This is a genomic window from Acinetobacter sp. UBA5984, from assembly GCF_002429925.1.
GTDB lineage: Bacteria > Pseudomonadota > Gammaproteobacteria > Pseudomonadales > Moraxellaceae > Acinetobacter > Acinetobacter variabilis.
The window spans coordinates 25,255-49,632 of sequence record NZ_DJBE01000069.1 but is presented as its reverse complement, the minus strand read 5'-3'; the positions used below and the strand labels follow the sequence as shown (position 1 = coordinate 49,632).

Here is a 24,378-nt window from a genome sequence, read left to right as displayed (position 1 = left end):
CTAGTAATTTGAATAATCTAAGAAACTTACCGCTGCTTGACCAACGATTAAAACGTTTGAAAATAGAGTTTGAATGACCAAAACAGCAAGGAATATCTCGCCACGGACAGCCTGTTCTAATTCTATAGAGAATAGCTTCAATAAAATTGCGTAAATTTGAGTTGTGGTGAATGGATAAATTACGCAGAATAACTTTCAACTTTTGCCAGTGTTGATCTGTCAGCATGGTACGAGGCATAGCGAATAGTAAAATTGGGTTTGGCGATTTGATTTTACTACTTCGCTATTTTTTTAAGCTAAAAGTGTCAACACACCCTAATAATTTGGCCCGACGTGGCAGACGTTCTTTGACTAATGAAAAGAGTAAATAGTAGGAGGCAAGATCTAATTGCTGAAATAAGGCCTGTACCTGATCAAAAGATTTTTGTTTCTGCTCCGCAGATTCATATTCGAAGAGAAAACGCAAAATGAAATCAATGTCTTCATCAAACATCTGTTCAGTCTGGTATTGATACACCTTATTTACCTTTCTTTTTATAGATAGATTGAGATTCAAAAATGATTCATGCATCTCACCATGGATTTAACCTGAATTCCAGCTGATTCATCCATCTTTGTTTTGAATATATTGAAGATTGAACATATAGCCAGACAACACCAATAAAAAAGGAAGAGATCTCTCCCAAAATCTCTTCCTTAGAATTGAATCTTTACCCGATCCATTATGTCATTATTATAGTTATTCACATTATATTAACTTGTCTCTTTACTTAGAGATCTGATCAATTATGGAGTTGTCTGTTATTGATCATTACCCTCTAGATATGCTTTTCACGGAATCTCTAGACGAATAAATCTTATACACAAAAAACCAGAAATGCAAGCCAAATGGCAAAATTTAAATGTTGTTTTTATAAGGTTTTTTTTGAATTTCTATATTTATATAATTCATATACAACTTAAAAAATAAAAGCAGGCCGAAGCCTGCTTTTATTTCAATAACTTAGAACCAGCCTTAGTCAACGAAGGTCACTTTTGCAATTGCTTTTTTGCTGGCCTGAATAATTAAAGTTACGTTCTCTTTCACAGAAAAAGACGCATCAACCGGTTTCCAGTCCACTTTTACAGTGCCGCGGCCTAAGGCATCTTTAGCTTGAGCAGCATTTTTGGTTAAGCCAGCTTCACGTAAAATTGAAGTAATGAAGATCTCACCACCAAACTCACCACGTGAAATGGTCACTTCTGGCGTACCTTCTGGCAGTTCACCTTCAGTAATGATATTACCTGCACCTTTATGCGCATGTGCAGCGGCTTCAGCACCATGGAAACGTTCTACCAGTTCCAGCGCCAAAATACGTTTCACTTCCTGCGGGTTACGGCCTTCTTCGATTTCTTTCAGCAAGCCTTGAATTTCTTCTATAGATTTGAAGCTAAGCAGATCGAAATAACGCTCAATCAATGAATCCGGCATAGAGAGGACTTTCTGATACATCGCGCCCGGTGCATCAAATACACCAATATAGTTGCCTAAAGATTTAGACATCTTGTTCACGCCATCCAGACCTTCAAGAATTGGCACAGTGATACATACCTGCGCTTCCTGGTTATAACGGCCTTGCAGGGTACGGCCCATCAACAGGTTAAAGGTCTGGTCTGTACCCCCTAACTCCACGTCAGCTTCTAAAGCAATTGAGTCATAACCTTGAACCAGTGGATATAAGAATTCGTGAATCGCAATCGGTTGCTGGTTGTTATAACGCTTGGTGAAGTCATCACGCTCTAACATACGTGCAACTGTTTGTTGTGATGCCAATTGAATCAAATCAGCTGCAGTTTTTTGTGCAAACCATTCCGAGTTAAACACGACTTTGGTTTTGTTTGGATCAAGAATTTTAAATACTTGTTCCTGGTAGGTTTTTGCGTTTTCTAGTACCTGCTCGCGTGACAATGGCGGGCGGGTTGCACTCTTACCAGTCGGGTCACCGATCATCGCAGTGTAGTCACCAATCAGGAAGTACACTTCGTGACCCAAGTCCTGGAATACTTTTAATTTATTGATTAAAACTGTATGACCTAGGTGCAGATCCGGTGCAGTTGGGTCAAAACCCGCTTTAATTTTTAAAGGACGATTCTGCTTTAATTTCTTCAGAAGGTCTTCTTCGGAAATAATTTCGTGGGTGCCTCGTTGGATGAGGGCAAGTTGTTCTTCAGCCGGCAGGAAATTTGACATCACAAAATCCAAATACATCAGTTATTCAATTTGTGCGATATACTAACACTTTTTCAGCACATTGCAGGCTTAAGAATAATCATGACAGCGATCTATATTGGGGTAATGACCGGCACAAGCATGGATGGTGTCGATATTGTTGCTGCTTCTTTTGATCCACTTCAGCTTCATGCTACCCTCACCTTGCCTTTTGATCCCGATCTTCGTGATGAACTGATGGCACTGACTTTGCCAGATGACAATGAAATCGACCGCATGGGCAAAGCCGATGTCGCACTGGCACAGATGATTGGTCATGGCATCAATACGCTGATTGAAGAAAATAATTTAAACAAATCGCAAATCAAGGCAATTGGATCGCATGGTCAGACCATCCGGCATCGTCCTGAACATGGCTTTACCCTGCAAATTGGTGATCCAAATATCATTACTGAAATCACCCAGATTCCGGTCATTTCCGATTTCCGTCGTCGCGATCTGGCTGCTGGCGGCCAAGGTGCACCTTTAGTCCCCGCTTTCCATCAAGATATTTTCCAGCATGAGAGTATTCACCGTGTGATTCTGAATCTGGGCGGCATTGCCAATGTGAGTATTCTGCCGGCAGGTCAATCGGATCAGGTCTATGGCTTTGATACAGGCCCTGCCAATATTCTGATGGATGCCTGGTGTCAGCGTTATACCGGCCAGCCTTTTGATGAAAATGGTAACTGGGCAGCTTATGGCACACCAATCCGTAGCTTATTGGACCGTTTACAGGAACATGAGTTCTTCTCAAAAGAGCCACCTAAAAGTACCGGCCGCGAAGACTTTAATCTGGAATGGCTGGATGAACAGATTGCTGATTGGCGCAATGATCTTCAATATGATGAACTTGAAGATACACCAGAGAATGTGCAAGCTACTTTAATGAAGCTCACGACCCGTGCGATTAAAAAAGCCATTTACCGTTCCGGCCTGGATACCGGTGAAGTTTATGTTTGTGGTGGTGGTGCCTATAATTCACATTTATTGGAACAGTTACGCTGGCGTTTGCGTAAACATCATTGGAGCGTACAAACCACAGCCGACCTTGGCTTAAATCCGACTTGGGTGGAAGGCACGGCTTTTGCCTGGCTGGCGATGCGTTTTATGAATCAACTCAGCGGCAATCTGCCGGCTGTGACAGGCGCATCCGGTTATCGCGTTCTAGGTACGATTACCTCTGTATAAAAGCAGCTTTAAGCTCACTATATATAGTTATAAAAAAGGTCTGCATATTTGCAGACCTTTTTTATGATGAAGAACCATATTTAGATCATGTCTAAATTCTTCCTAACGCATCATTAGTTTGGCATTTTCATTTCTAAATGCACGCAGGATTTGCTGTCCTGCCCGACCGGTCGGGCTTAAACCCAGACGGCTTTGTTCCTGACGAATCGCCTGACGAGTTTTATCCCCAATCAGACCATCTACCTCACCAATATCATAGCCACGGTTTAATAGGAATTGCTGGATCTCGCGACGTTCCGCACGTGACGTGCCTGGATCATCGGTTGGCCAAGCTGCCCGAATGCTTCCCTTACCTTGTAAGCGGTCAGATAAATGTGCAATCGCTAAAGCATAACTTTCTGCTGCATTATAGCTGTAAATAGCATCAAAGTTTTTAAAGACTAAAAATACCGGTCCATTTTCGCCTGCAGGTGCCAATAAGCCAGCCTGAGAAGATTCTGATAAATTGCCCTGTAATAGCGGAGTACCGTCAGCACGCACCACACCACGGTTCATCCAGCTACTCAGTGATTTTTTATTGCGTCGGCCTTCGCCTGCAACAGACATACCTTGTGGAATTTTTACTTCAAAGCCCCAGGGTTGGCCAGTCTGCCAGCCACGTTTTTTCAGGAAATTGGCTGTAGAAGCCAGTGCATCAGGAATACTGCCGACTAAATCACGACGACCATCCCCATCAAAATCAACCGCCAGCTCATCATAAGTCGATGGCATAAACTGAGTATGACCAAAAGCCCCTGCCCACGAACCTTTTAATTGGTTTTCATAGACATCACCCCGTTGCAGCAATTTCATGGTGGTAAAGAACTCACCACGGAAATAACTTTGACGACGACCTTCACAACTCAAAGTACCTAAGGCCTGTAATAAAGGATATTTTCCGGAAATATCTCCAAAATTACTTTCTACACCCCATACGGCTACGATCGTTTCCGCCGGCACTCCATAGGCTGCGCTAATCCGGTTTAATACCTCACGATGTTGCTGCAGTTTTTGTCGACCCAGCTGTACACGTTCTTCATCCACCAGTCCGGACAGATAATCCCAGATTGGGGTCGAAAACTCAGGCTGATAATTCAACTTTTCAATCACAGAATAATCAGGTGTTAAATTTTGCGTATAACGATCGTAGGTTGAACCACTTACGCCTTGTGCAATCGCCTGACTGCGCAAATTGGCAAGACAATTCTGAAAATTATTTTGGGACGCATAATTGACCGGACTGCTCGGCATAGAAGACATATCCGTTGATGTCACACGCTGACCATTAATAATCAGTTCTGCCTGTGCCTGTGTAGCAGCTAAAACCAAAGAACCAACAAAAAGTGCAAGCCGTTGCATAAGACCCTTAAATATTTAGATTTTGAATTATGTTTCTACCTTAGCAGTTCATGATGAAAATTAAAGCGCCAATACGTAAATTTAAATTCATAATTCCTACACTTTTGAATTCATTTTGTAGCTTTTAAATTTAAAAAACTTATCCACAAACTCATTTTAAATTCAAATTAAGCTTATTTTTAAATTTAAATTCAAAACTCAGGAAAACACTTTTGAATTTAAAAAATGATTGTGGATAACTTGTCTTTAGATCAGAACTTTCCAATCAACCAAAGGCTTCTGGTATATAGCATTTCTATTTTGAATTCATTTTTATTAGGAGTGCCTATTTTTAAATTCAAAACTTTAAATTCATTAATCAGCTTTTAAATTTGAATTCATATTTTTGAATTTAAATTTAAGCAGCGAAGTTTAAATTCAAAGTTCATTTTTAAATTTGAATTTATTTTTATGAATTTAAATTCAAAATCTATTTCCAGTTTTAAATTCAAACTTAATGTTAAGTTTATCCACAAGTGAATAACCTAGAATTCAGCTCAAAATAGCAGCAAATTAAATTATTGTATTTATACTCAATTGATCAGTTTACAAGCAATTGATTTTAAAAATGATCCGCCCAATGGCAAGGGATTTTTAAAGAGGCGCAATCATGCCTGAATCTGGACAAATAAAAAAGCGATCACCGAAGTGATCGCTTTTTTTATCAGCAGCTTAGAGCTTAGATGGTCATATCTTCGCTCAATGCCAGCGGATTTGGCAAAATCTTCGCCAGTTGACGACATAAAGTGGTCAGCTGAGCGCTGTCTGTGGGCATCAAAGTAATGTGGCCAATCTTGCGACCTTCACGCTCTGACTTGTTATATAGATGCAAGTGAGCGCCTTCTAAAGCCAGGACATCTTCAGATTTGGGATGCTGACCGATAATGTTTACCATCACGGTTGGACGCACCACTTCAGTTGAACCCAGTGGCAGACCTGCGACCGCACGAACATGGTTTTCAAACTGCGAGCAAACAGCGCCTTCAATCGACCAGTGACCTGAGTTATGCACACGTGGTGCCATCTCGTTTGCATACAGGCCTTTGTCTGTCACAAACAGCTCAAGAGTCAATACACCCACATAATCCAAGTGATTCAGCAGGCGAGTGATGTAATCCTGCGCGACTGGTTGCAGATCCGCGCTATTGGGTGCCGGAACAATCGAGTGCGACAGGATGCCGTTGTGGTGATGATTTTCAGCCAATGGCCAGGTTTTCACATCACCATTTTGACCACGTACCGCAATGATCGATACTTCACGCGAGAAAGTCACAAAACTTTCTGCGATCAGTTCACCAGCAGGGCCGAGTTCCGCCCAAGCCTGATCAATTTGATCGGCTGAACGTAAAACAAACTGACCTTTACCATCGTAGCCACCACGAGAGGTTTTTAGCACGATCGGCAAGCCAAGCTCAGCCACGGCCGTCTGCAAGCTTTTCAGTGAAGTTACCGCTTTATACGGTGCAACCGGAATTTCCAGTTCATCAAATAGGGCTTTTTCAGACAGACGATGCTGTGCGATGGCTAAAGCCTGACGTGGTGGATGCAGATCTTTGTTTTGCGTTAAAACATCGATATCAGCCAATGGTGTATTTTCAAACTCCAGGCTAAAGACATCTGCGCTATTGATAAAGTCCTGCAAGCCATTTACAGCTTGGGTGGAGAAAACCGGACCTAAAGCCGCAGAAGGGCAGTCCGTATTGGCTTCAAAGAACGTACATTGAATATTTAGAGGTAGTGCGGCTTGTGCCATCATCCGACCTAACTGGCCGCCACCAAAAATACCGATGGTTTTATCCATTGTATTTGATCCCGTATTAAGCTTGGACTTACATTTGACCTGGAATATTGTTACTTGCGACTTTCTCGGTTTGTGCCGCGCGGAAATCTGCGACATTTTTTGCGATCTCTGGACGGGTTAAACCTAAAATCTGTGCTGCCATAATGGCTGCATTGGTTGCACCGGCAGGACCGATCGCCAATGTTCCTACGGCGATACCCGCTGGCATTTGCACGATAGAAAGCAATGAATCGACACCATTTAAGATCGAAGATTTGACGGGTACACCTAGTACTGGCAAATCAGTTTTGGCTGCACACATACCTGGTAAATGCGCTGCACCACCTGCACCGGCAATAATCACCTGAATACCACGATCACGCGCTTGTTCAGCATATTCAAACAGACGGTCCGGGGTACGGTGTGCGGAAACGACTTCGGCTTCAAATGGGACACCAAGCTGCTTGAGCATTTTGGCAGTGTGTTCGAGAGTTGCCCAATCTGATTGAGAACCCATGATAATACCTACGAGAGGAGTATCTTGTGCAGCAGCCGCATTCATTGCAAATTTTCCAGAGATTAGAGTAAGAAAGATAAATCTCGACGAGAGAGCCAAGCTTGAATAGGAAGGCATATTATAGACTGATTTTTCAGCTTCATAAAATTTAACGGTCAAAGCAAGGCTCGATTTTTCTTATTTTTTAGCGGATTCTTAAAAACTAGAATAAAAATAGGGAAGTAGTGGCTAGTAGATGATTTCAGGAACTGCGGAATACAAAATAGACACAACCACAGAGACATAGCGCCGCCCATAGATAATCCAGTTTAAACGGCTGTTTGAACAGGAAGATCATAAAGGGAACAAAGACCAGTAGAGTGACGACTTCCTGGGTAATTTTCATTTGACCCACCGCCAGTCCCTGTTGGGCTAATAATTTAGTCGCTGGAATCATCAAGCTATATTCAAACAGGGCAATGGCCCAGCTAAATAAAATCGCCTGCCACAGCGGTGCATCATGCGGCAGGAATTTGAGATGTCCATACCAGGCCAAGGTCATAAAACAGTTAGCAATCACCAGAAGAAATAGAGCCGGTAGCATCTGCATGCACTCTGCAAAAAGTTCGGGCTTATTTTACGATTTATTTTGCCAAAAGATATTCCGGAAGCTTGAAAATTTCCCTGAATTTGTCTGTGAAACAGGATTTAAAAAATCCCGCAGGAATGCTTGAACTTTGACTATCTTTTCGGTCAAAGCCTTGCTATCGTTGCTTGCAAATCGAATAAATCATGGCAACAGCACCAGTACAAAGTGATGTGTCAGGCAAAATGGAGTGAAGTAGATGCATCTGCATATTTTGGGTATTTGTGGCACCTTTATGGGTTCACTGGCATTACTGGCACGTGATCTAGGCCATAAGGTGACAGGATCGGATCAAAACGTTTATCCACCGATGTCGACCCAGCTGGAAAATGCAGGCATTACTTTAATGCAGGGCTATGACCGTAGCCATTTACAGCCGCATCCGGATCTGGTGATTGTCGGCAATGCCATGAAACGTGGTATTGATGCCGTGGAATATATGCTGAATGAAGGCCTGCCTTATATTTCAGGCCCACAGTTTCTGGCAGATCATGTGCTACAAGGTAAACACGTTTTAGGTGTAGCCGGTACGCATGGTAAAACGACAACCACCACCATGCTGGCATGGGTACTGGATCAGGCCGGTTTAGAGCCAGGCTTCCTGATTGGCGGTGTCCCGCTTGGCTTTTCTGAAAGTGCGCGCTTAGGTGGCGGTAAATACTTCTGTGTTGAAGCCGATGAATACGATTCTGCTTTCTTCGACAAGCGTTCCAAGTTCGTGCATTACCATCCTAAAACTGCGATTCTGAACAACCTGGAATTTGACCATGCTGATATCTTTGATGATCTGGCAGCAATCCAGAAACAGTTCCACCATTTAGTGCGTACCATTCCAAGTGAAGGCCGCATTATTGCGCCAATTACTGAAACAAATATTGATGAAGTGTTAGAGCAAGGCTGCTGGACACCTGTTATTCGCACTTCATTAGACACCAATGAGAAATCTGAGCTTTATGCTGAACAGCTTTCAGAAGATGGTTCTCATTTCAAGGTACTGCAACACGATATCGTGAAAGGCGAAGTGAAATGGAATATGACGGGTCAGCATAGTGTAGCCAATGCACTAGCCACGATTGCTGCTGCTGAACATGTCGGTGTCTCTATTGAAACGGCTTGTGAAGCACTCTCAAACTTTGGCGGTGTTAAGCGCCGTATGGAACTGCTGGACACTGTACGCGGCATTGAAGTCTATGATGACTTTGCCCATCACCCAACTGCGATTGATACCACCCTTGATGGCGCACGCAAACGTCTCGGTGAACGTAAACTGTGGGCGATTATTGAACCACGTTCCAATACCATGCGTATGGGCAGCCATAAAGATGGCCTAGCACATTCCGCGCGTCTGGCCGATGAGGTGATCTGGTATCAGCCAGAAGGCCTGGATTGGGATCTGCAACCGGTAATTGATGCTGCGCCAAATAAAGCTGTAGTCGCACGTACTCTGGATGAGATTATCCAGACCGTGGTGGCTGAAGCAGGTGAGGGCGATGCGGTGGTAATCATGTCCAATGGTGGTTTTGGCGGTCTGCATCAAAAACTGATTAGTGCTTTAAAAGCTTAAAAATTTATATAAAAAAGCCCGTAATAGCGGGCTTTTTTATTTTAAAAAATTAAATTCGCTTTCTATCTTTTTTAAGAATATCGACCCTCATCCAAGTTCAAATCAACTTTCTTATTTCAATGTTAAAACAGCTAAAATTTATCTTTTTTCTTTTCATTATCTTTTGTTGCAATCTGAACATAAGACTCATTGCAGTCTTTGAGTGCTCTAGTCACAATCAATAAGAATAATAGCATTTCGATCCTCTTTTATCCTCAACCCTCCTGATGATTTTCCAGGCTGTAAAGACAGCAAAAAAATAGCTTTATCTATCTTGTTCAGACCCTCATTCCCCTAGGAGATCTGTCATGACAACAATGAAAGCCATGGTTTATTACGGCGCCAATGATATCCGCTTTGAAGAACGTCCCATTCCCCACATTCTGCAACCTACTGATGCCATTATCAAACTTAGCAAAGTCACCATTTGTGGTACTGACCTCGGGATATAGAAAGGTAAAAGCTCCGAAATTGAGGAGGTTGCAAAAGAAAAAACCGGCAGCTTTAATGGCCGGATTCTCGGTCATGAAGGTATTGGTATTGTGGAAGAAGTCGGTTCCGCAGTTCAAAACTTTAAAAAGGGCGATCGGGTGATTATTTCCTGTGTCAGCCGCTGCGGCACCTGTGAAAACTGCCAGAAACAGCTGTATGCCCATTGTAGAAACGAGGGTGGCTGGATTATGGGTTATATGATTGACGGCACTCATGCCGAATATGTCCGAACCCCATTTGCCGATACTTCTCTCTATCATTTACCAGAAGGTTTGAATGAAGATGTTGCGGTCTTTCTTTCCGATATTTTGCCAACCTCCCATGAAATTGGTGTGCAATATGGTCAAGTCAAACCGGGGGACAATGTGGCGATTGTCAGTGCCGGCCCGATTGGCATGAGTGCCTTGCTCACTGCCCAGTTTTATTCTCCAGCCAATATCATCATGGTCGATGTAGATGACAACCGGCTAGAATTTGCCAAAACGGTTGGGGCTACCCATACCGTGAATTCAGCCAATGAGGATGCTATTCAACGTGTACTGGAACTCACTGATGGGCGAGGGGTGGACTGTGCCATTGAAGCAGTGGGCCTGGAAGCCACCTGGAATATCTGCCAGCACATCGTCAAGGAGGGCGGACATCTGGCCAATGTCGGTGTACATGGTAAATCCGTCAATTTTGAACTGAATAAACTCTGGATCAAGAACCTGACCATAACCACAAGCCTAGTCAATACCAATACCACTGGTATGCTGCTCAAGACCTGCTGCTCCGGCAAACTGCCACTGGAAAAACTGGCCACCCATCACTTCAAGTTTGCTGAATTTGAAAAGGCCTATGATGTGTTTAAACATGCTTCTGACGAAAAGGCTTTAAAGGTCATGATTGAAATGACTTAAATCATTATCGACAACAAAAAAAGTCCGCATAGCGGACTTTTTTATTTTTTAGCGTCAATTAAAAATAGGGAATATAACCACGCTGTTTATAACCTTGAGGAGAAGCAAGATTGGCCTGATTTTCATCCAGACGATAGAGCAGCTTCAGGAATCCACTCAACTGGTCCTGTTGCAATGCATGAGGTTCAAACTGGTCTAAACCTAAACGTGAAAATAAAGAAGAAATTTCACTATGTTTATGGACATATTTCATCGACCATTCCGAGAAATGTGGATGTTCTACTGTTGCATCCTGAAAGCGAAGCACCTGATGATGGCGTGGATCACGGCAAATGCTCTGAAACAGATTTTCTACCACCTCTGCTTCACCTTCCAGACATTGAAAAAACTTGCCATGGGAATAATATAAAACCCCGTTAATCTGATGAGTTTTATTAAATTTTCTCGCTACAGATAATATATCGCTAAGATCCTGTAATAACTCTTGTTCAGATTCTATCCGCTCACTGGCGTAGCAAAGCTGTAGCATAAGGTCATCTCACTGCAGAAAGAATTAAAAACATAATTTAATCAATTATTTTAATTTTAGTCGATCATTTTTTAAGCAAATATCCGTTTTTGCTTACATTATTTTAGGTTTGCTTTTCCAAAAAAAACTTCTAACAATTACTTCCTGAGAGGAAATCAATGATTTCAGATATATAGCAATAATAATGAAGGAGTGAAACCTGATGTTAAAAGATCTGATTTTCACTGTAGCGTTGTTGTGTATATGTTTTATGCTTTTAATTATGCTGAATAAACTGGCCTTGACGACCGAGACCAATATTCTGCTCAGTTCGGTTTTTATAGGCTGGACGCTTTTACAGTTTGTTCGCCGTCGTATGTTTTTTTATATCAGTGTAAGCCTGATGATGGTAATACTTACGCTGTTAGGCAAATATGAAGAAGTGTTATGGAACAGCACAGGCCTGATGGCAGGTTATGGCGTATATAACCTGCTGCAGCGTATTTCTGTACCTGCACTTAAGGGCAAATTACAACATATCTCTATTTTGGATAAGTTTAATTCAATTGCTAAATAGCAGCTGCAACATCTTGTAGGCTGCGATCACGTTTAAACATGACATCTACATAGGAACACTGGGGAATAATTTTTAAGCTATTCTTGCGGGCAAAGTCGACCAGCACATCCAGCATTTTGCGTGCTACGCCTTGACCGCGTAAGGAATTATCTACCCAAGTATGATCAGCCAAGATGGTCGATGCTTCTTGCCACTGATATGTAATTTCAGCAAGACGTCGACCATCTTCCTCCATAAAAAATACACCGCCGCGTTTTGAATCTTGATGTTGAATGTCCATACTGAAGGCTGATCCCTTAATAAAATTATTGGTTTATTTAATTTAAAACATCTTCTTAAAGAAATAATATGAATTATTGTTAAGTTTTTAATATTGGATGAAATTTTTTATTTTCTTTCATCATTTCCTGTGATTTTTTTCAAATATTGATAACTTTTTATTTCTCTATTTTGCCTGATTGAGGGTGATGCAGTTTGAGTCATCACATATCACCCCCAAAAATTTAATTTTACCTACTCCCTAATTGAGAAAGACAGGATTAGAATGCAGCATCTTTTTGCATGCAACTTCGTATGTCTGACTCATCTTCCGCTTCTTCCGTCACCAAGCAATGGATTGGTGTCATCGCTTTAGCCTGTGCGGCTTTTATTTTTAACACTACCGAATTTATTCCTGTGGCATTACTGAGTGGAATCGGGCAAAGCTTTGCCATGTCCGCCACTCAGGCCGGCATCATGCTGACCATTTATGCTTGGATCGTGGCCCTACTATCTCTTCCGATCATGCTGCTCACTAAAGCCATAGAACGGCGTTTTCTACTGATGCTGGTCTTTGCGGTCTTTATTTTAAGTCATGTGCTGTCCTATTTTGCCTGGAGTTTTAGCACGCTGGTGATCAGCCGGATAGGGATTGCCATCGCACATGCCTTGTTCTGGTCGATTACCGCTTCACTCGCGGTTCGGGTTGCACCGAAAGGTAAAGAGTTTCAGGCACTCGGTTTATTGGCCACTGGAACGGCGATGGCGATGGTGCTCGGTATTCCATTTGGCCGGATGATTGGTGAGGCATGGCTGGCGTAATAGTTTTGCCCTGATTGCGTGTCTCGCATTGATCATTTGCCTGATTCTGGCCAAAACCTTGCCATTGCTTCCAAGTGTCAATTCAGGCTCCCTCAGCAGCTTAAAAAGCCTGATCAAACGTCCAAGCCTGATGCTAGTCTTTACCCTCACCATTCTGGTGATTACGGCGCAATTTACCGCTTATAGTTATATTGAACCGTTTTCCCTGAATATCGCCCACTTTGATTCAGCCCAGACCACAACTTTACTTCTGGTTTATGGCGGGGCAGGATTCCTAGGCTCCTATCTGTTTGGCCGTTTTGCTGCCCAGTTCCCAAAAATGACTATTCCTGCTTTTACTTTTGGATTGGTTATTTCCATGCTGCTGTTATTACCACTGTCGAGCACAGTCACAGGCCTCTCTGGCTTATCTCTGCTGTGGGGTTTGAGCATTATTGGCTTTAGCCTGGCCCTACAATCCAAAACCCTGAACCTGGCTGCAGATGCCACCGATGTTGCCATGGCCATTTATTCAGGCCTGTATAATGTCGGTATTGGCGGAGGAGCTTTGCTTGGCAGTATAGTCACGCTTCAGATTGGGCTATCGAGTATTGGCTGGGTAGGCGCAGGGCTGGCGATCCTTGGATTTCTGCTTAGTCTTTATTTGGTTCAGCGCCTAGACTTTTTGCCTAAAGCCGCTGATTAAACGCTGCTTTTTGTAAAATAATTTGTGATTATGCATAAAATCTGTCATGCTCATCTGATATTGAGCAATTGCTCAAACAGAATTGAGTTTGAACAAGGGGAGTAGCCTCCTCCAAACGTTTAAGAATAAAATTTCAGTTTTTAAACGTGTCAGAATATCGTCATTACACTTTGCAAAAAGTCGGTATCTGAGCATCTTTAGGTCACACTGGATCTCCTCCAGTAGAGCACAAAGATGTAGGCAAGACCTTGATCATGTTGTTATAGATGTTTTTCATCTGGCAGCTGGTCAAGGTTTTTTTATGGCCAGTCGTCCGATGTGGAGAATTCACATGGAAACAATTGGTACGCTCTGGCTGTATCTTGTCTTTTTCGCAATTGTCGCCGTCATGCTGGTGATCGATTTTGTCGGCTTTAAACATCAGCATGGTCAGGAAGTAAAAGTCCGTACCGCTGCCTACTGGAGTATCGCCTGGGTCAGTGTCGCGACTTTATTTGGTGGTGGATTATGGCTGTATCTGGAGCAGACTGCAGGTGCGGCAATTGCCAATACCAAGGTCATGGAATACTTTGCCGGTTATCTGCTGGAAAAATCCCTGGCAATTGATAATGTCTTTGTCTGGCTGATGATCTTTGCCGCCTTTGCCATTCCACCAGCGCTACAACGTAAATTGCTATTATATGGTGTACTGGGTGCAATTGTGCTCAGAACAATCTTTATTTTTATTGGTGCCTGGTTTGTACAGGAATTCTCCTGGATTCTGTATCTCTTCGGTGCGTTCCTGGTGTATACTGGCTTCAAATTCCTGCGTGGTCAGCATGAAGAAGACAGCAATATTGAAGATATGGCCATTCTGAAATGGCTACGTAAACATATGCGTATCACCCCGCAACTTCGGGGCGATAAATTCTTTGTCCGTCAAAATGGTTTGCTTTGGGCAACGCCGTTATTCTTGGTGCTGATTCTGGTCGAAGCCTCTGATGTGATCTTCGCAGTCGATTCTATTCCTGCTATTTTTGCTGTTACCACCGACCCCTTCATTGTGCTTACCGCGAACCTGATGGCAATTTTAGGCCTGCGTGCAATGTTCTTCCTGCTCTCAGGTGCAGCCTCAAAAATGCATTATCTGCCTTATGGCCTAGGTTTGATTCTGGTCTTTATCGGCTTTAAGATGTTGATGCTGGATGTATTCCATATGCCGATCTGGATTTCACTGAGCTTTATTGTGATTGTCTTGACGGTGACTGCGATTTTGTCGATTCGTCATAGCAAGAAACATAACGAAACTACGCTGTAAGATTAAGCATCAAAAAAGCCTGCTGATGCAGGCTTTTTTATTTGTCTACAAGCTTGGCTGCACACGCACGCTCTTTTGAAATTACGCGTGATTATTTGATCTCATAAAAAATACGCATGGTTAAATATGAATGTTCATATAAACATGCCAATTTTTTCAGCTACAATCAATCGAAAAAATCAAAAAGCGCAGGTTTTAAATGTCTTCTATCATTGCAACGACGGCAATACGCGGTCGCTTCCTGGATATCAAGAATACAGTTGCCCAAGCACGTGAACTTCACGACCAAGTGCGTTATATAGAAGATGGTTTACTCATCATAAAAAATGGAATAATCCAGTGGTTTGGTTCCTGGCAGGAAGGTCAGCAGCATCTGCCTGAAGGAGTGCAGGTAGCTCATTATCCTGAGCAGCTGATCGTGCCAGGTTTTATTGATACCCATATCCATTTCCCGCAAACCGAAATGGTTGGTGCCTATGGTGAACAGCTGCTGGAATGGTTAAATACCTACACCTTCCCGACTGAGATCCAGTTTCAGGATCCGGCGTATAGCCAGAAAATGGCACAGTTTTTTATTCAGGAATTGCTGAAGAATGGCACAACCACAGCTTTGGTGTTCTGTACCGTTCATCCAGCTTCGGTAGAAGCGCTATTCGAAGCGGCTACAGCACAGAATATGCGTCTGATTGCCGGTAAAGTGCTGATGGACCGCCATGCACCTGAAGCCCTAACCGATACCGCAGAATCTGCCTATAGCGATTCTAAAGCCCTGATTGAGAAATGGCATGGTAAGGGACGTAATCTTTATGCGATTACGCCCCGTTTTGCTCCGACCTCAACGCCTGAACAACTAGAAAAAGCAGGCCAGTTAAAAGCTGAATATCCAGATGTCTATGTCCATACTCATCTCAGTGAAAATAAAAACGAGATTGCCTGGGTAAAAGAACTCTTTCCGGAACGTGAAGGCTATCTGGATGTCTATCATCATTATGGGCTGACCGGTGCTAAATCCGTATTTGCGCATTGTGTGCATCTGGAGGAAGGGGAGTGGGATTGCATGCATCAAACCGACTCTGCGATTGCCTTCTGCCCAACCTCAAACTTGTTCCTGGGTAGCGGTTTATTTCCGCTGAAGAAAGCTTGGGATAAAGGCGTGAAAGTCGGCTTAGGTACCGATATCGGGGCAGGAACCTCCTTTAACCAACTGCAAACCTTAAATGAAGCTTATAAAGTGCAACAACTACAAGGAGAAAAACTTTCGGCTTTTGAGTCGCTATATTATGCGACCCTGGGTGGTGCTAAAGCCTTAAGTCTGGATGACCGCTTGGGGAATTTCAATGTGGGCAAAGAAGCAGACTTTGTGGTACTGGATCTCAATGCCACCGCTTTACAACAACTGCGCCAGAGTAGAGCCAAAAATATTGAAGACTCCTTTTTTGCACTGACCATGCTGGGAGATGACCGTAATATTGCAGCAACTTATGTCTATGGACAGGCTGTCTATGTCAAGGCCCAATAAATCGCGTCAGCGTAGGATCATTTTGGCTGCAATCGTCGCCGTCTGTGCTTTTGCGCTGAAGAGAGATTCACAGCAGCCCAAAAATTGATTACATTTACAGCAAGTAAAACAGGTGCATCTCAAGCAAGGATGTATTAAAATTGCTGCAATTCAGGTGTTGCAGGTCAACACCTTTTTTATTTTGCTATTTTTATTTTTTAGGTATCTACCCATGACCGTTCAAATGAGCGTAATGATTTCCGCTGAAGAAATTCAAGCTAAAGTCAAAGAGCTTGGTGCTAAAATCGATGCACACTATGCCAATAGTGACAAAGAGCTTGTACTTATCGGTTTGTTACGCGGTTCAGTGATTTTCATGGCAGACTTGTGTCGTGCCATTACCAAGCCACATGAACTCGACTTCATGACTGTATCCAGCTACGGCGGCGGTACGATTTCGAGCCGTGATGTCAAAATCCTGAAAGATCTGGACGGTGAAATCCGTGGTAAAGATGTGCTGGTGGTTGAAGATATTATCGACTCAGGTAATACCTTAAGCAAAGTCTTGGAAATCTTGCAAACCCGTCAGCCAAACTCAATTGAACTATGCACTTTGGTGAGCAAACCTTCACGTCGTGAAATCGAGCTGGAAGTAAAATTCCTGGGCTTTGAAGTCGAAGACAAGTTCATTGTCGGTTATGGCCTGGACTATGATCAAAAATACCGTCATATTCCATTTATTGGTGAAATCGGTCTTTAAGAACCGGTTTAAAAGAAGTGGCTTCGTGCCACTTTTTTTTATTTCTTGAATCATTTCAGTAACACAGCAAACAAAAACGCAACAGCCCGTTGCAGGACATGACTTTTTTCAGGGCTTTTCTTGCCGCAAGATAAACCTGATGTAAAAACAAAGACATGATAACAAGGAGTATGCTGATGTGGTCAATTATCGTTGCGATTGTGGTGGGTTTTATTGCGGGTCTGGTTGCACGCGCGATTCATCCTGGTGATGACAAGGCTGGATTCATTGTTACGACCCTGCTGGGGATTGCCGGTTCACTGGTTGCGACCTTTGCCGGACGTATGCTGGGCTTGTACTCCCAAGATTCTGCCGCAGGCTTCATTGCTTCAGTGATCGGTGCCATAGTCATCCTGTTTATCTACAATATGGTGACTAAACGTAAACGGATCTAAGCTCTGCTTGGAATAAGTTTCTTTCATAAAAAAAAGAGCGCCTAGATAGGTGCTCTTTTTTATTTGCTGATCATGGTCAGAATTTTACAGGCCGAATTCTTTGAAGCCTTGTTCAATCTGTTCTGCCGGCTGAGCGCCTATAACCTTAAAACCATTCGAGAATATAATTGCTGGTGTGCCATTTACACCGAGTGATTGTGCCAGCTGTTTATTACGTTCAATCGGGTTGGCACAGCTCTTTTTCGATTTAGGCTGTATACCTTGACCAATTAGGTCTTCCCAAGCTTGGGTCGGATTTTTTTCACAATAAACTTGTTTAGATGGCGCAATTGACTGCTGTTTTAAAGGCAGGATGAAAGTATAAATGGTGACATCTTTAAGTTTTTTCAGCTCTACTTCAAGTTGTTTACAATACGGGCAATTTGGGTCAGAAAAGATGGCAAGCTGACGTTTTCCTGTCCCTCTGACTGATTTAATTGCATCCTGAAGCGGTAACTTTTTCCAGTCGACACTGTTTTGTTTGAGTAATAAATCCTGAGTCAGATTATGCTGGTCCTGGATCCGAAACATTGAACCGGCTAGGAGATGCTGGGCATCTTCATTCAGATAGACAATCTGTCCCTGCATGGAACCGCTATAGATTCCTTTCATTTCGGTAGGCTGAATATTTTCAATTTTCAGGTTGGGACTGTTTTTTGCCAGATTGGCTTTAACCGTATCCACATTGGCAAAGCTGAGGCCAGGGAATAGGGTCAAAGCCAGCAGCATATTTCTTATTTGCATGAATGTCCTGCTCAGGTCCAAGTTAAATGTGTTCCGATTTTAGTCTTTTTACAAAGAAAATTCTGACTATTTTATGTAGCGTGATTTTCAAATCAAATTACTCAATCAATTATGTTTCACGTGGAACATTGACCCTTTAATGCTGATTGATTTCCACTGAGATATGCACGATTTCTTCATGAATAGAGATCGTTTCACGGATTTGATCAGCACTAATAGGGATTTCCGTTTGAACGGCAACAAAACAGGAAAATTTACCTTTACCGACCCTCGATACATGCAGATCAGTTAAGTGTAGATCACTTCCATATTCAGCAATGACTTCACGTATTTCTTCGACCACTGGGACATCCATATCGGCATCCAGTAAAGTCTTGGCACTTTGCTTTAGCAGGCCAATCGCCCAGCGTGCAATCAGGACTGAGCCGACAAGTCCCAGTACTGCATCGAGAAAATCCCAGCCCATATATTTTCCGGCAAATAGAGCAATAATCGCCAGAACAGAAGTCACAGCATCAGCTACCACATGCAGAAAGGCTGCTTTATGGTTCAAGTCATGATGACCATGATTATTATCATGCTCGTGATGGGAATTTCCGTGATGATGATCATGGTGATGGTGCCCATCATCATGCAGCAACCAGGCACAGGCCAGGTTAATCAGTAGCCCTAAAATCGCGATTGGAATGGCTTCGTTATAATGAATCTGAACTGGCGAAAATAGGCGTTCTACCGAATGAATCGCCATAAATCCGGCTACTACGAGCAATAAAATCGCACTGCTATAACTGGCCAGAATTTCAATCCGCCAAGTACCCATATTAAAACGTGGATCATTCGCATAATGGCGGGCCGCTTTATAGGCAAAGTAAGCCAGCCCCAAGGCCAACACATGCGAGCCCATATGCCAGCCATCGGCAAGCAAAGCCATTGACTGGAAGATCCATCCCCCTAATACTTCCAGCACCATCATGACCGCGGTCAGAATCGTGGCAAACAGAATCTTTTTCTGTGCGAGTGGATTACCTTCATCAAATTAATGGCTGTGCGAATTGGCGGTATGTTTTTGCATAAAAGGGAACTGCTATTAATACTCCCCCCTAGTATATTTATTTTTGGAAATTTGTGGTGAGTCATGTACATGATGATAAAAAAATATTAAACCGGGTACCGCGCTTGCAAGGCCAGATGAACGCCGTAGAGCAGTCTCTCCTGAATCCTGAGACAGGCTGTATTCAGGTCTTACAACAGGTTGCAGCCATTAAAGGTGCCATAAACGGTTTGATGAATGAATTGATCGAGACCCATTTAAGAGAGCATGTCATTGGAGAAGCTACGGTCAATGAAGAAGAACTGCCTGAGTTTTTAAAATTATTAAAGCGTTATGGCTAATTGTTTGGCTCAACCTTTTTTTGTTTTTTTTACAGCAAGATAATTGACCCCTTTTTCATCTAACCGATACACTGCCACCCATTCTCTTCTTTCTTCCACATCATTCTTTTATGTGGTGAAACTTTTACGGCAGCTACATGACAGAAAATATCTCATGGCGACCTTTCGCCATGGTCAGTCTTGCATTAATTATGGGTACCATCGGCACAGCACTGGCAAGTCCGCTTTACCCCATTTATCAACAGATTTGGCATTTATCCCCAAGCCAGATTACCTATATTTTTGTCGCTTATATGTTTGGCTGTCTGGGTACCTTGTTATTCCTGGGACGTACCAGCAATACGATTGGTTTCCTAAGAACCCTGCAAATTGGCTTGGTATTTATCAGCATTGGCTTGGTCATTTCAGTCTTTGCCGAGAATGCGCTGATTTTGTCGGTGGGCCGTTTTATTATTGGCATTGCTTCAGGTCTGATGACCACTTCAGCAATGCTGGGCATGATGCAAACCATTCCAGAGTCTCATAAGCAGCTTGCACCGCAGCTGGTATCGATTCTGACGGCCATAGGTTTTGGTTTGGGGCCGTTTGTGGGTGGGGTAATTGCGCAGTTTTCTCAAACCCCTTTAGTTACTCCCTACCTTCCTATTATTTTGGGGGCAGTGCTGTGTTTTGTCGGATTATTCTGGCTAAAAACACCTGCTTTTGAACGCCAACCTTTTAGTATTGCACCGAAATTACTGCGTCCTGAACCTCAGTATCATGCTGTGTTCATGATTGTGGGGTTAACTGCATTTAATGTCTTTGCTGCTTTCAGTTTATTTGCTTCACTGTCACCGTCTTTTGTGCAGGATATCTTGCCCTGGCATGGTCCTTTGGTCAGCGGTACTGCCATTACATGCATTTTGCTGATTTCTGCTGTGGTGCAGTTCTTTGCTAAAGCTGTTCCTGCAAAAAAATGTCTGAATATTGGCTTGATGATTATGCTGGTGAGCTTAGTTAGCCTTGCACTCTGTATGACCCTTAAAGCAAGTATCTTATTCTTTGCCAGTGATATCCTATTCGGGATTGGACATGGTTTTGCCTTAATGGGCGCATTCGGTGTGATTCATGCGATCACAACCTTACAAAACCGTGCAGCCGTGATGTCGACTTACCTGTTTATAGGCTATTTGGGCACGATTGTGCCGATTATCGCGGTAGGTTATCTGGCTGATCACTTTGGCTTAGGCTTTGCCGTGATCAGCTTCTGTGTGGCGATCAGTGTACTCTGTCTAATTTTGTGGTTATGGCATCAAAAACTACAGGTAAAAGCCTAATAAAAAAGCCCTCATTTGAGGGCTTTTTTATTTTTTAAATATTATTTACCAATACAGAATGATCCAAATATCTTGCCCAATAGGTCATCCGCACTAAAGTCACCGGTAATCTCACCCAGCGCATTCTGTGCCAGACGTAAAGACTCTGCGACCAGTTCACCTGCATTATAAACAACAAGTTGCTCACGAGCTTCAGCTAAGTACATCTGAGTGCGCTTCATTGCATCTAAATGGCGGGTACGGGCAATAAAGGTATCTTCTTCAGGCTGGAAGCCTGCATGCGCTGTAATCGCATCTATGAGCGATTGGACACCGGTTTCCTGCTTGGCTGAGACGGTAATATGACGGAAGCCTTTAAAATCTCCCATAACAGCATCGGCACCGGTCAAATCGGCTTTATTCCCGATCAGGATCAGACGCTTTGGCTCGAGATGCTCAGCAAAATATTCTTGAGCAAGTTGTAATGGGTCATCTCCTTGGCTCAGGTCATAAACCAGCAACAGCAGATCGGCCTGTTCAATTTCTTTAATCGCGCGGCGAATACCTTCTTTTTCCACGATATCGCCGGTTTCACGCAGACCAGCAGTATCGGTCAGGGTAATCGGCAGACCATTCAATGTAATCTTTTCATGCAGCACATCACGGGTGGTTCCGGCAATATCGGTCACAATCGCACGTTCATTACCTGCTAGGGCATTCAGCAGGGAAGATTTACCTGCATTCGGTTTACCGGCAATCACCACTTGCAGACCTTCACGCAGTAACTGCCCCTGACGTGCAGATTGCTGAACCTGAGTGACGGCATTCGCCACGCCATCCAGCAAATTTAAAATCTTGCCATCCGCCAGAAAGTCGATTTCTTCTTCCGGGAAATCGATCGCCGCTTCGACATGCAAACGCAAGTGAATCAGCTGTTCTAATACCGTATTCACCTTAGTCGAGAATGCCCCTTGCAGCGAACGTACGGCAGAACGTGCCGCCGCTTGAGAAGTGGCATCAATCAGATCCGCAATGGCTTCGGCCTGCACCAGATCCAACTTGCCATTTTCAAAGGCACGCATCGAGAATTCACCGGCTTTGGCTGCAGTAGCACCCAGTTCCAGCAAACGGCCCAACAGGGCATTCTGGATCACCGGGCCACCATGGCCTTGCAGTTCCACTACATCTTCACCGGTAAAGGAATTCGGATTCGGGAAGCAAATCACCAGACCTTCGTCCATTACTTCACCGGCTGCATCATAGAACTGGCGAAACCCAGCAAAACGGGCTTTGGGCAAATCTTTTTGGCTCAAAGCCTGGGCAATTTCATAAGACTGGGGACCCGACAGGCGAATGACACCTACACCGCCACGTCCTGGGGGAGTTGCAATCGCAGCAATCGTAGTTCGGTCGAGCATAACATTCACCTAGAAAAAACTTAAAAATACAGCAAAAAAAATCCGCTCAAGATTACCATCTTAAGCGGATTTATTCAGCCCATCAGTACAACTTAGTTGACTGGTGTTGCCTCATCGCGTTTAGCACGGTCTTTGGCAACAGACTTGTTGATCAATGTTTGCTGCAAGATCGTGATCAAGTTGTTCACAATCCAGTACAACACTAGACCTGCCGGGAAGAACAGCAAGAATACTGTAAAGATCACTGGCATAATCTTGAACACTTTCGCCTGCATTGGATCAGTTGGTTGCGGATTCAGCATCTGCTGGATATACATGGTCGCACCCATGATCAATGGCAGGATAAACCAAGGATCCATTGAAGATAAATCCTGAATCCAGAACATCCATGGTGCATGACGCAGTTCTACAGATTCCATCAATACCCAGTACAGTGCCAGGAAGATTGGCATTTGCAGTAACAGTGGTAAACAGCCAGCAAGTGGATTCACCTGTTCACGTTTGTACAGTGCCATCATTTCCTGAGAGAAGCGCATACGGTCTTCACCGAACTCTTCTTTCATGCGTTGCATTTCAGGTGCAATCACACGCATTTTCGCCATAGAGCGGTAGCTCTTCGACGACAATGGCCACAGGATCAGTTTAACCAGTACAGTTAACAGAATGATCGCCCAGCCCCAGTTACCCACTAGACCGTGAAAGAACTCAAGACCAACAAACAGCAGTTTGGCAATTGGCCATAACCAGCCATAGTCTACGGTCTGGTTCAGACCAGTCGCCAGATCTTTCAGCTCTGATTGAACTTTTGGACCAGAGTAGAAGGTCGCATCGATTTCAGCTACGGTGCCTGCAGGCACATTGAAAGTTGGAGAAGTAAAACCAATGATATTCATGTTATCAGTTGATTTACGTGATTCCAGCTTCGCCGTATAGGCCTCGCCATTGCCCTGTGTCAGTTTCAGGTTACCTGGTACCCATGCACTGACAAAGTAGTGCTGCACCATCGCAACCCAGCCGCCTTTGGCTTCAGTGCTGAGTTTTTCTTCAACAAAGTTGTCAAATTTCAACTTGTTGTAGTTTTCATCCGGTGTACCCCAAGCGCCGCCTAGGAACGTACCCAGTGTGAAGATCCCCTGATCAGATTTACCTGGATCTTCGGAATTGTCACGTTTGATCTGACCGAACATCTGACCTTGCCAGGTCTGGCCGCTGCGGTTGACCACTTTGTGATTCACAACTATCGGATATTCACCTTCAGTAAAGTTGAAGGTTTTAATGACCTCTACACCATCAGCCGTTTTAAAGACCATAGGTACAGAAAGTACTTTAACAGTTTCGCCATCTTTATTTTTAGTGGCTTTGGCATCTGCCAGTGTATAAGCCGTTTTTTCCAGCTCATAGGTTGGACGGCCATTACGGCTGCTGTCCGGTCCATTCAGACCGATCAGGCCCGACTGAGCGACATACGTCCGTTTCGCATCGCTTTCCAGCATGACGAATGGTTCATCGCTGTCTTTATTCTTGTCATGATTGAGTAATTCAACACGAACAATATCACCACCTTTAGGGTTGATCCAAAGATGATAAAGGTCAGTTTGTACTGAAATAAGCTGCTGACTTACAGGTGCGGTGGCATCCGTTGCTTGCTGCGCTGGCATATTTGCTTGTGGCAGATCAGAAGCGGCTGTCGCCGTCTGAGCATTTGGCAAATCTGCAGATACTTCATGTGAAACGACCGCAGCTTCTTGCTGTGGTTTGGTTTCAACATTGCCATAATCTTTTTGCCACGCCAAAATAAGCAAATATGCGACAACAAACATGGCTCCGAGAATTGCAATCCTGGCCCATTGTTGCATATG

Annotated in this window: 23 protein-coding genes and 2 pseudogenes; 12 read left to right on the top strand and 13 right to left on the bottom strand. The window is 43.6% G+C overall.

Features of this window, described 5'->3' with window-relative positions:
• From B3J29_RS11315 to tyrS, 3 genes are all read right to left on the bottom strand, one after another.
• The coding region (locus tag B3J29_RS11315; RefSeq protein WP_286965536.1) for a transposase at positions 1-238 on the bottom strand (238 nt) is incomplete at its 3' end.
• Positions 239-283: 45 nt separating this feature from the next.
• Entirely contained in the window at positions 284-517 is a 234-nt protein-coding gene (locus tag B3J29_RS11310) for a hypothetical protein (RefSeq protein ID WP_175966533.1), read from the bottom strand.
• Positions 518-1,015: 498 nt separating this feature from the next.
• On the bottom strand, positions 1,016-2,248 hold the full coding sequence (tyrS, locus tag B3J29_RS11305) for a tyrosine--tRNA ligase (protein ID WP_161792066.1): 1,233 nt from the start codon (positions 2,246-2,248) through the stop codon (positions 1,016-1,018).
• 63 nt (positions 2,249-2,311) lie between these two features.
• Between tyrS and B3J29_RS11300 the strand changes: the two genes are divergently transcribed.
• Entirely contained in the window at positions 2,312-3,439 is a 1,128-nt protein-coding gene (locus B3J29_RS11300) for an anhydro-N-acetylmuramic acid kinase (RefSeq protein ID WP_005233064.1), read from the top strand.
• A 102-nt stretch (positions 3,440-3,541) separates the two neighbouring features.
• Here B3J29_RS11300 and B3J29_RS11295 read toward each other — a convergent pair whose 3' ends face one another.
• The 4 genes from B3J29_RS11295 to B3J29_RS11280 all read right to left on the bottom strand — a co-directional run bounded on the left by B3J29_RS11295 (position 3,542) and on the right by B3J29_RS11280 (position 7,756).
• Complete coding sequence (locus B3J29_RS11295) at positions 3,542-4,837, bottom strand: lytic murein transglycosylase (protein ID WP_217706277.1); 1,296 nt, start codon at positions 4,835-4,837, stop codon at positions 3,542-3,544.
• A 718-nt stretch (positions 4,838-5,555) separates the two neighbouring features.
• Positions 5,556-6,677, bottom strand: coding sequence for a 5-(carboxyamino)imidazole ribonucleotide synthase (locus B3J29_RS11290; RefSeq protein WP_175966531.1), 1,122 nt, complete (start codon positions 6,675-6,677; stop codon positions 5,556-5,558).
• A 28-nt stretch (positions 6,678-6,705) separates the two neighbouring features.
• Complete coding sequence (purE, locus tag B3J29_RS11285) at positions 6,706-7,218, bottom strand: 5-(carboxyamino)imidazole ribonucleotide mutase (RefSeq protein ID WP_004780321.1); 513 nt, start codon at positions 7,216-7,218, stop codon at positions 6,706-6,708.
• Positions 7,219-7,414: 196 nt separating this feature from the next.
• Entirely contained in the window at positions 7,415-7,756 is a 342-nt protein-coding gene (locus tag B3J29_RS11280; RefSeq protein WP_004780323.1) for a DMT family protein, read from the bottom strand.
• A gap of 241 nt (positions 7,757-7,997) precedes the next feature.
• Between B3J29_RS11280 and mpl the strand changes: the two genes are divergently transcribed.
• The 3 genes from mpl (at position 7,998) to B3J29_RS11265 (ending at position 10,792) form a co-directional block, all read left to right on the top strand.
• Positions 7,998-9,362, top strand: a complete 1,365-nt coding sequence (mpl, locus tag B3J29_RS11275) for a UDP-N-acetylmuramate:L-alanyl-gamma-D-glutamyl-meso-diaminopimelate ligase (RefSeq protein WP_175966529.1) — start codon at positions 7,998-8,000, stop codon at positions 9,360-9,362.
• Positions 9,363-9,709: 347 nt separating this feature from the next.
• Complete coding sequence (locus tag B3J29_RS11270; RefSeq protein WP_004780326.1) at positions 9,710-9,853, top strand: hypothetical protein; 144 nt, start codon at positions 9,710-9,712, stop codon at positions 9,851-9,853.
• An 18-nt stretch (positions 9,854-9,871) separates the two neighbouring features.
• Complete coding sequence (locus B3J29_RS11265) at positions 9,872-10,792, top strand: zinc-dependent alcohol dehydrogenase family protein (protein WP_175968155.1); 921 nt, start codon at positions 9,872-9,874, stop codon at positions 10,790-10,792.
• Positions 10,793-10,850: 58 nt separating this feature from the next.
• Here the strand turns inward: B3J29_RS11265 and B3J29_RS11260 are convergent, their stop codons facing one another.
• On the bottom strand, positions 10,851-11,321 hold the full coding sequence (locus tag B3J29_RS11260) for a BLUF domain-containing protein (protein ID WP_175966527.1): 471 nt from the start codon (positions 11,319-11,321) through the stop codon (positions 10,851-10,853).
• 202 nt (positions 11,322-11,523) lie between these two features.
• Between B3J29_RS11260 and B3J29_RS11255 the strand changes: the two genes are divergently transcribed.
• Positions 11,524-11,877 (top strand): hypothetical protein, encoded by a 354-nt coding sequence (locus B3J29_RS11255; RefSeq protein WP_175966525.1) that lies wholly within the window; start codon positions 11,524-11,526, stop codon positions 11,875-11,877.
• Here the strand turns inward: B3J29_RS11255 and B3J29_RS11250 are convergent.
• Positions 11,870-12,157: a GNAT family N-acetyltransferase gene (locus B3J29_RS11250; RefSeq protein ID WP_175966523.1), complete on the bottom strand. Its 288-nt coding sequence runs from the start codon at positions 12,155-12,157 to the stop codon at positions 11,870-11,872. The genes B3J29_RS11255 and B3J29_RS11250 overlap by 8 nt on opposite strands.
• A 293-nt stretch (positions 12,158-12,450) precedes the next feature.
• Between B3J29_RS11250 and B3J29_RS11245 the strand changes: the two are divergent.
• From B3J29_RS11245 to B3J29_RS11225, 5 genes and pseudogenes are all read left to right on the top strand, one after another.
• Positions 12,451-13,642: pseudogene (locus tag B3J29_RS11245) on the top strand (sugar transporter).
• Positions 13,643-13,973: 331 nt separating this feature from the next.
• On the top strand, positions 13,974-14,939 hold the full coding sequence (locus tag B3J29_RS11240; protein ID WP_175966521.1) for a TerC family protein: 966 nt from the start codon (positions 13,974-13,976) through the stop codon (positions 14,937-14,939).
• Between the two features lie 199 nt (positions 14,940-15,138).
• The gene (gene guaD / locus B3J29_RS11235; RefSeq protein ID WP_175966519.1) at positions 15,139-16,458 is read left to right on the top strand and encodes a guanine deaminase; all 1,320 of its coding nucleotides are present in this window, start codon (positions 15,139-15,141) and stop codon (positions 16,456-16,458) included.
• A gap of 211 nt (positions 16,459-16,669) precedes the next feature.
• On the top strand, positions 16,670-17,197 hold the full coding sequence (gene hpt, locus B3J29_RS11230; RefSeq protein WP_004780337.1) for a hypoxanthine phosphoribosyltransferase: 528 nt from the start codon (positions 16,670-16,672) through the stop codon (positions 17,195-17,197).
• 176 nt (positions 17,198-17,373) lie between these two features.
• Positions 17,374-17,631 carry a GlsB/YeaQ/YmgE family stress response membrane protein gene (locus B3J29_RS11225; protein ID WP_005233088.1) on the top strand — a complete coding sequence of 86 codons (258 nt, stop codon included), beginning with the start codon at positions 17,374-17,376 and terminating at the stop codon, positions 17,629-17,631.
• Positions 17,632-17,715: 84 nt separating this feature from the next.
• Here the strand turns inward: B3J29_RS11225 and B3J29_RS11220 are convergent, their stop codons facing one another.
• Together B3J29_RS11220 and dmeF are read right to left on the bottom strand one after the other, a co-directional pair.
• A complete protein-coding gene (locus tag B3J29_RS11220; RefSeq protein WP_175966517.1) occupies positions 17,716-18,414 on the bottom strand; it encodes a DsbC family protein in 699 nt (232 codons plus the stop codon).
• A gap of 136 nt (positions 18,415-18,550) precedes the next feature.
• Positions 18,551-19,486 (bottom strand): annotated as a pseudogene (gene dmeF, locus B3J29_RS11215) (CDF family Co(II)/Ni(II) efflux transporter DmeF).
• Positions 19,487-19,542: 56 nt separating this feature from the next.
• Here dmeF and B3J29_RS11210 point away from each other — a divergent pair.
• Both B3J29_RS11210 and B3J29_RS11205 read left to right on the top strand, forming a co-directional pair.
• Positions 19,543-19,806 (top strand): metal/formaldehyde-sensitive transcriptional repressor, encoded by a 264-nt coding sequence (locus tag B3J29_RS11210; protein WP_175966515.1) that lies wholly within the window; start codon positions 19,543-19,545, stop codon positions 19,804-19,806.
• A gap of 170 nt (positions 19,807-19,976) precedes the next feature.
• Positions 19,977-21,122: an MFS transporter gene (locus B3J29_RS11205; RefSeq protein ID WP_175968154.1), complete on the top strand. Its 1,146-nt coding sequence runs from the start codon at positions 19,977-19,979 to the stop codon at positions 21,120-21,122.
• A gap of 41 nt (positions 21,123-21,163) precedes the next feature.
• Here the strand turns inward: B3J29_RS11205 and mnmE are convergent, their stop codons facing one another.
• Positions 21,164-22,519: a tRNA uridine-5-carboxymethylaminomethyl(34) synthesis GTPase MnmE gene (gene mnmE, locus B3J29_RS11200; RefSeq protein WP_004780343.1), complete on the bottom strand. Its 1,356-nt coding sequence runs from the start codon at positions 22,517-22,519 to the stop codon at positions 21,164-21,166.
• A gap of 92 nt (positions 22,520-22,611) precedes the next feature.
• Entirely contained in the window at positions 22,612-24,375 is a 1,764-nt protein-coding gene (gene yidC / locus B3J29_RS11195) for a membrane protein insertase YidC (protein ID WP_175966512.1), read from the bottom strand.
• Between the last annotated feature and the right edge of the window lie 3 nt (positions 24,376-24,378).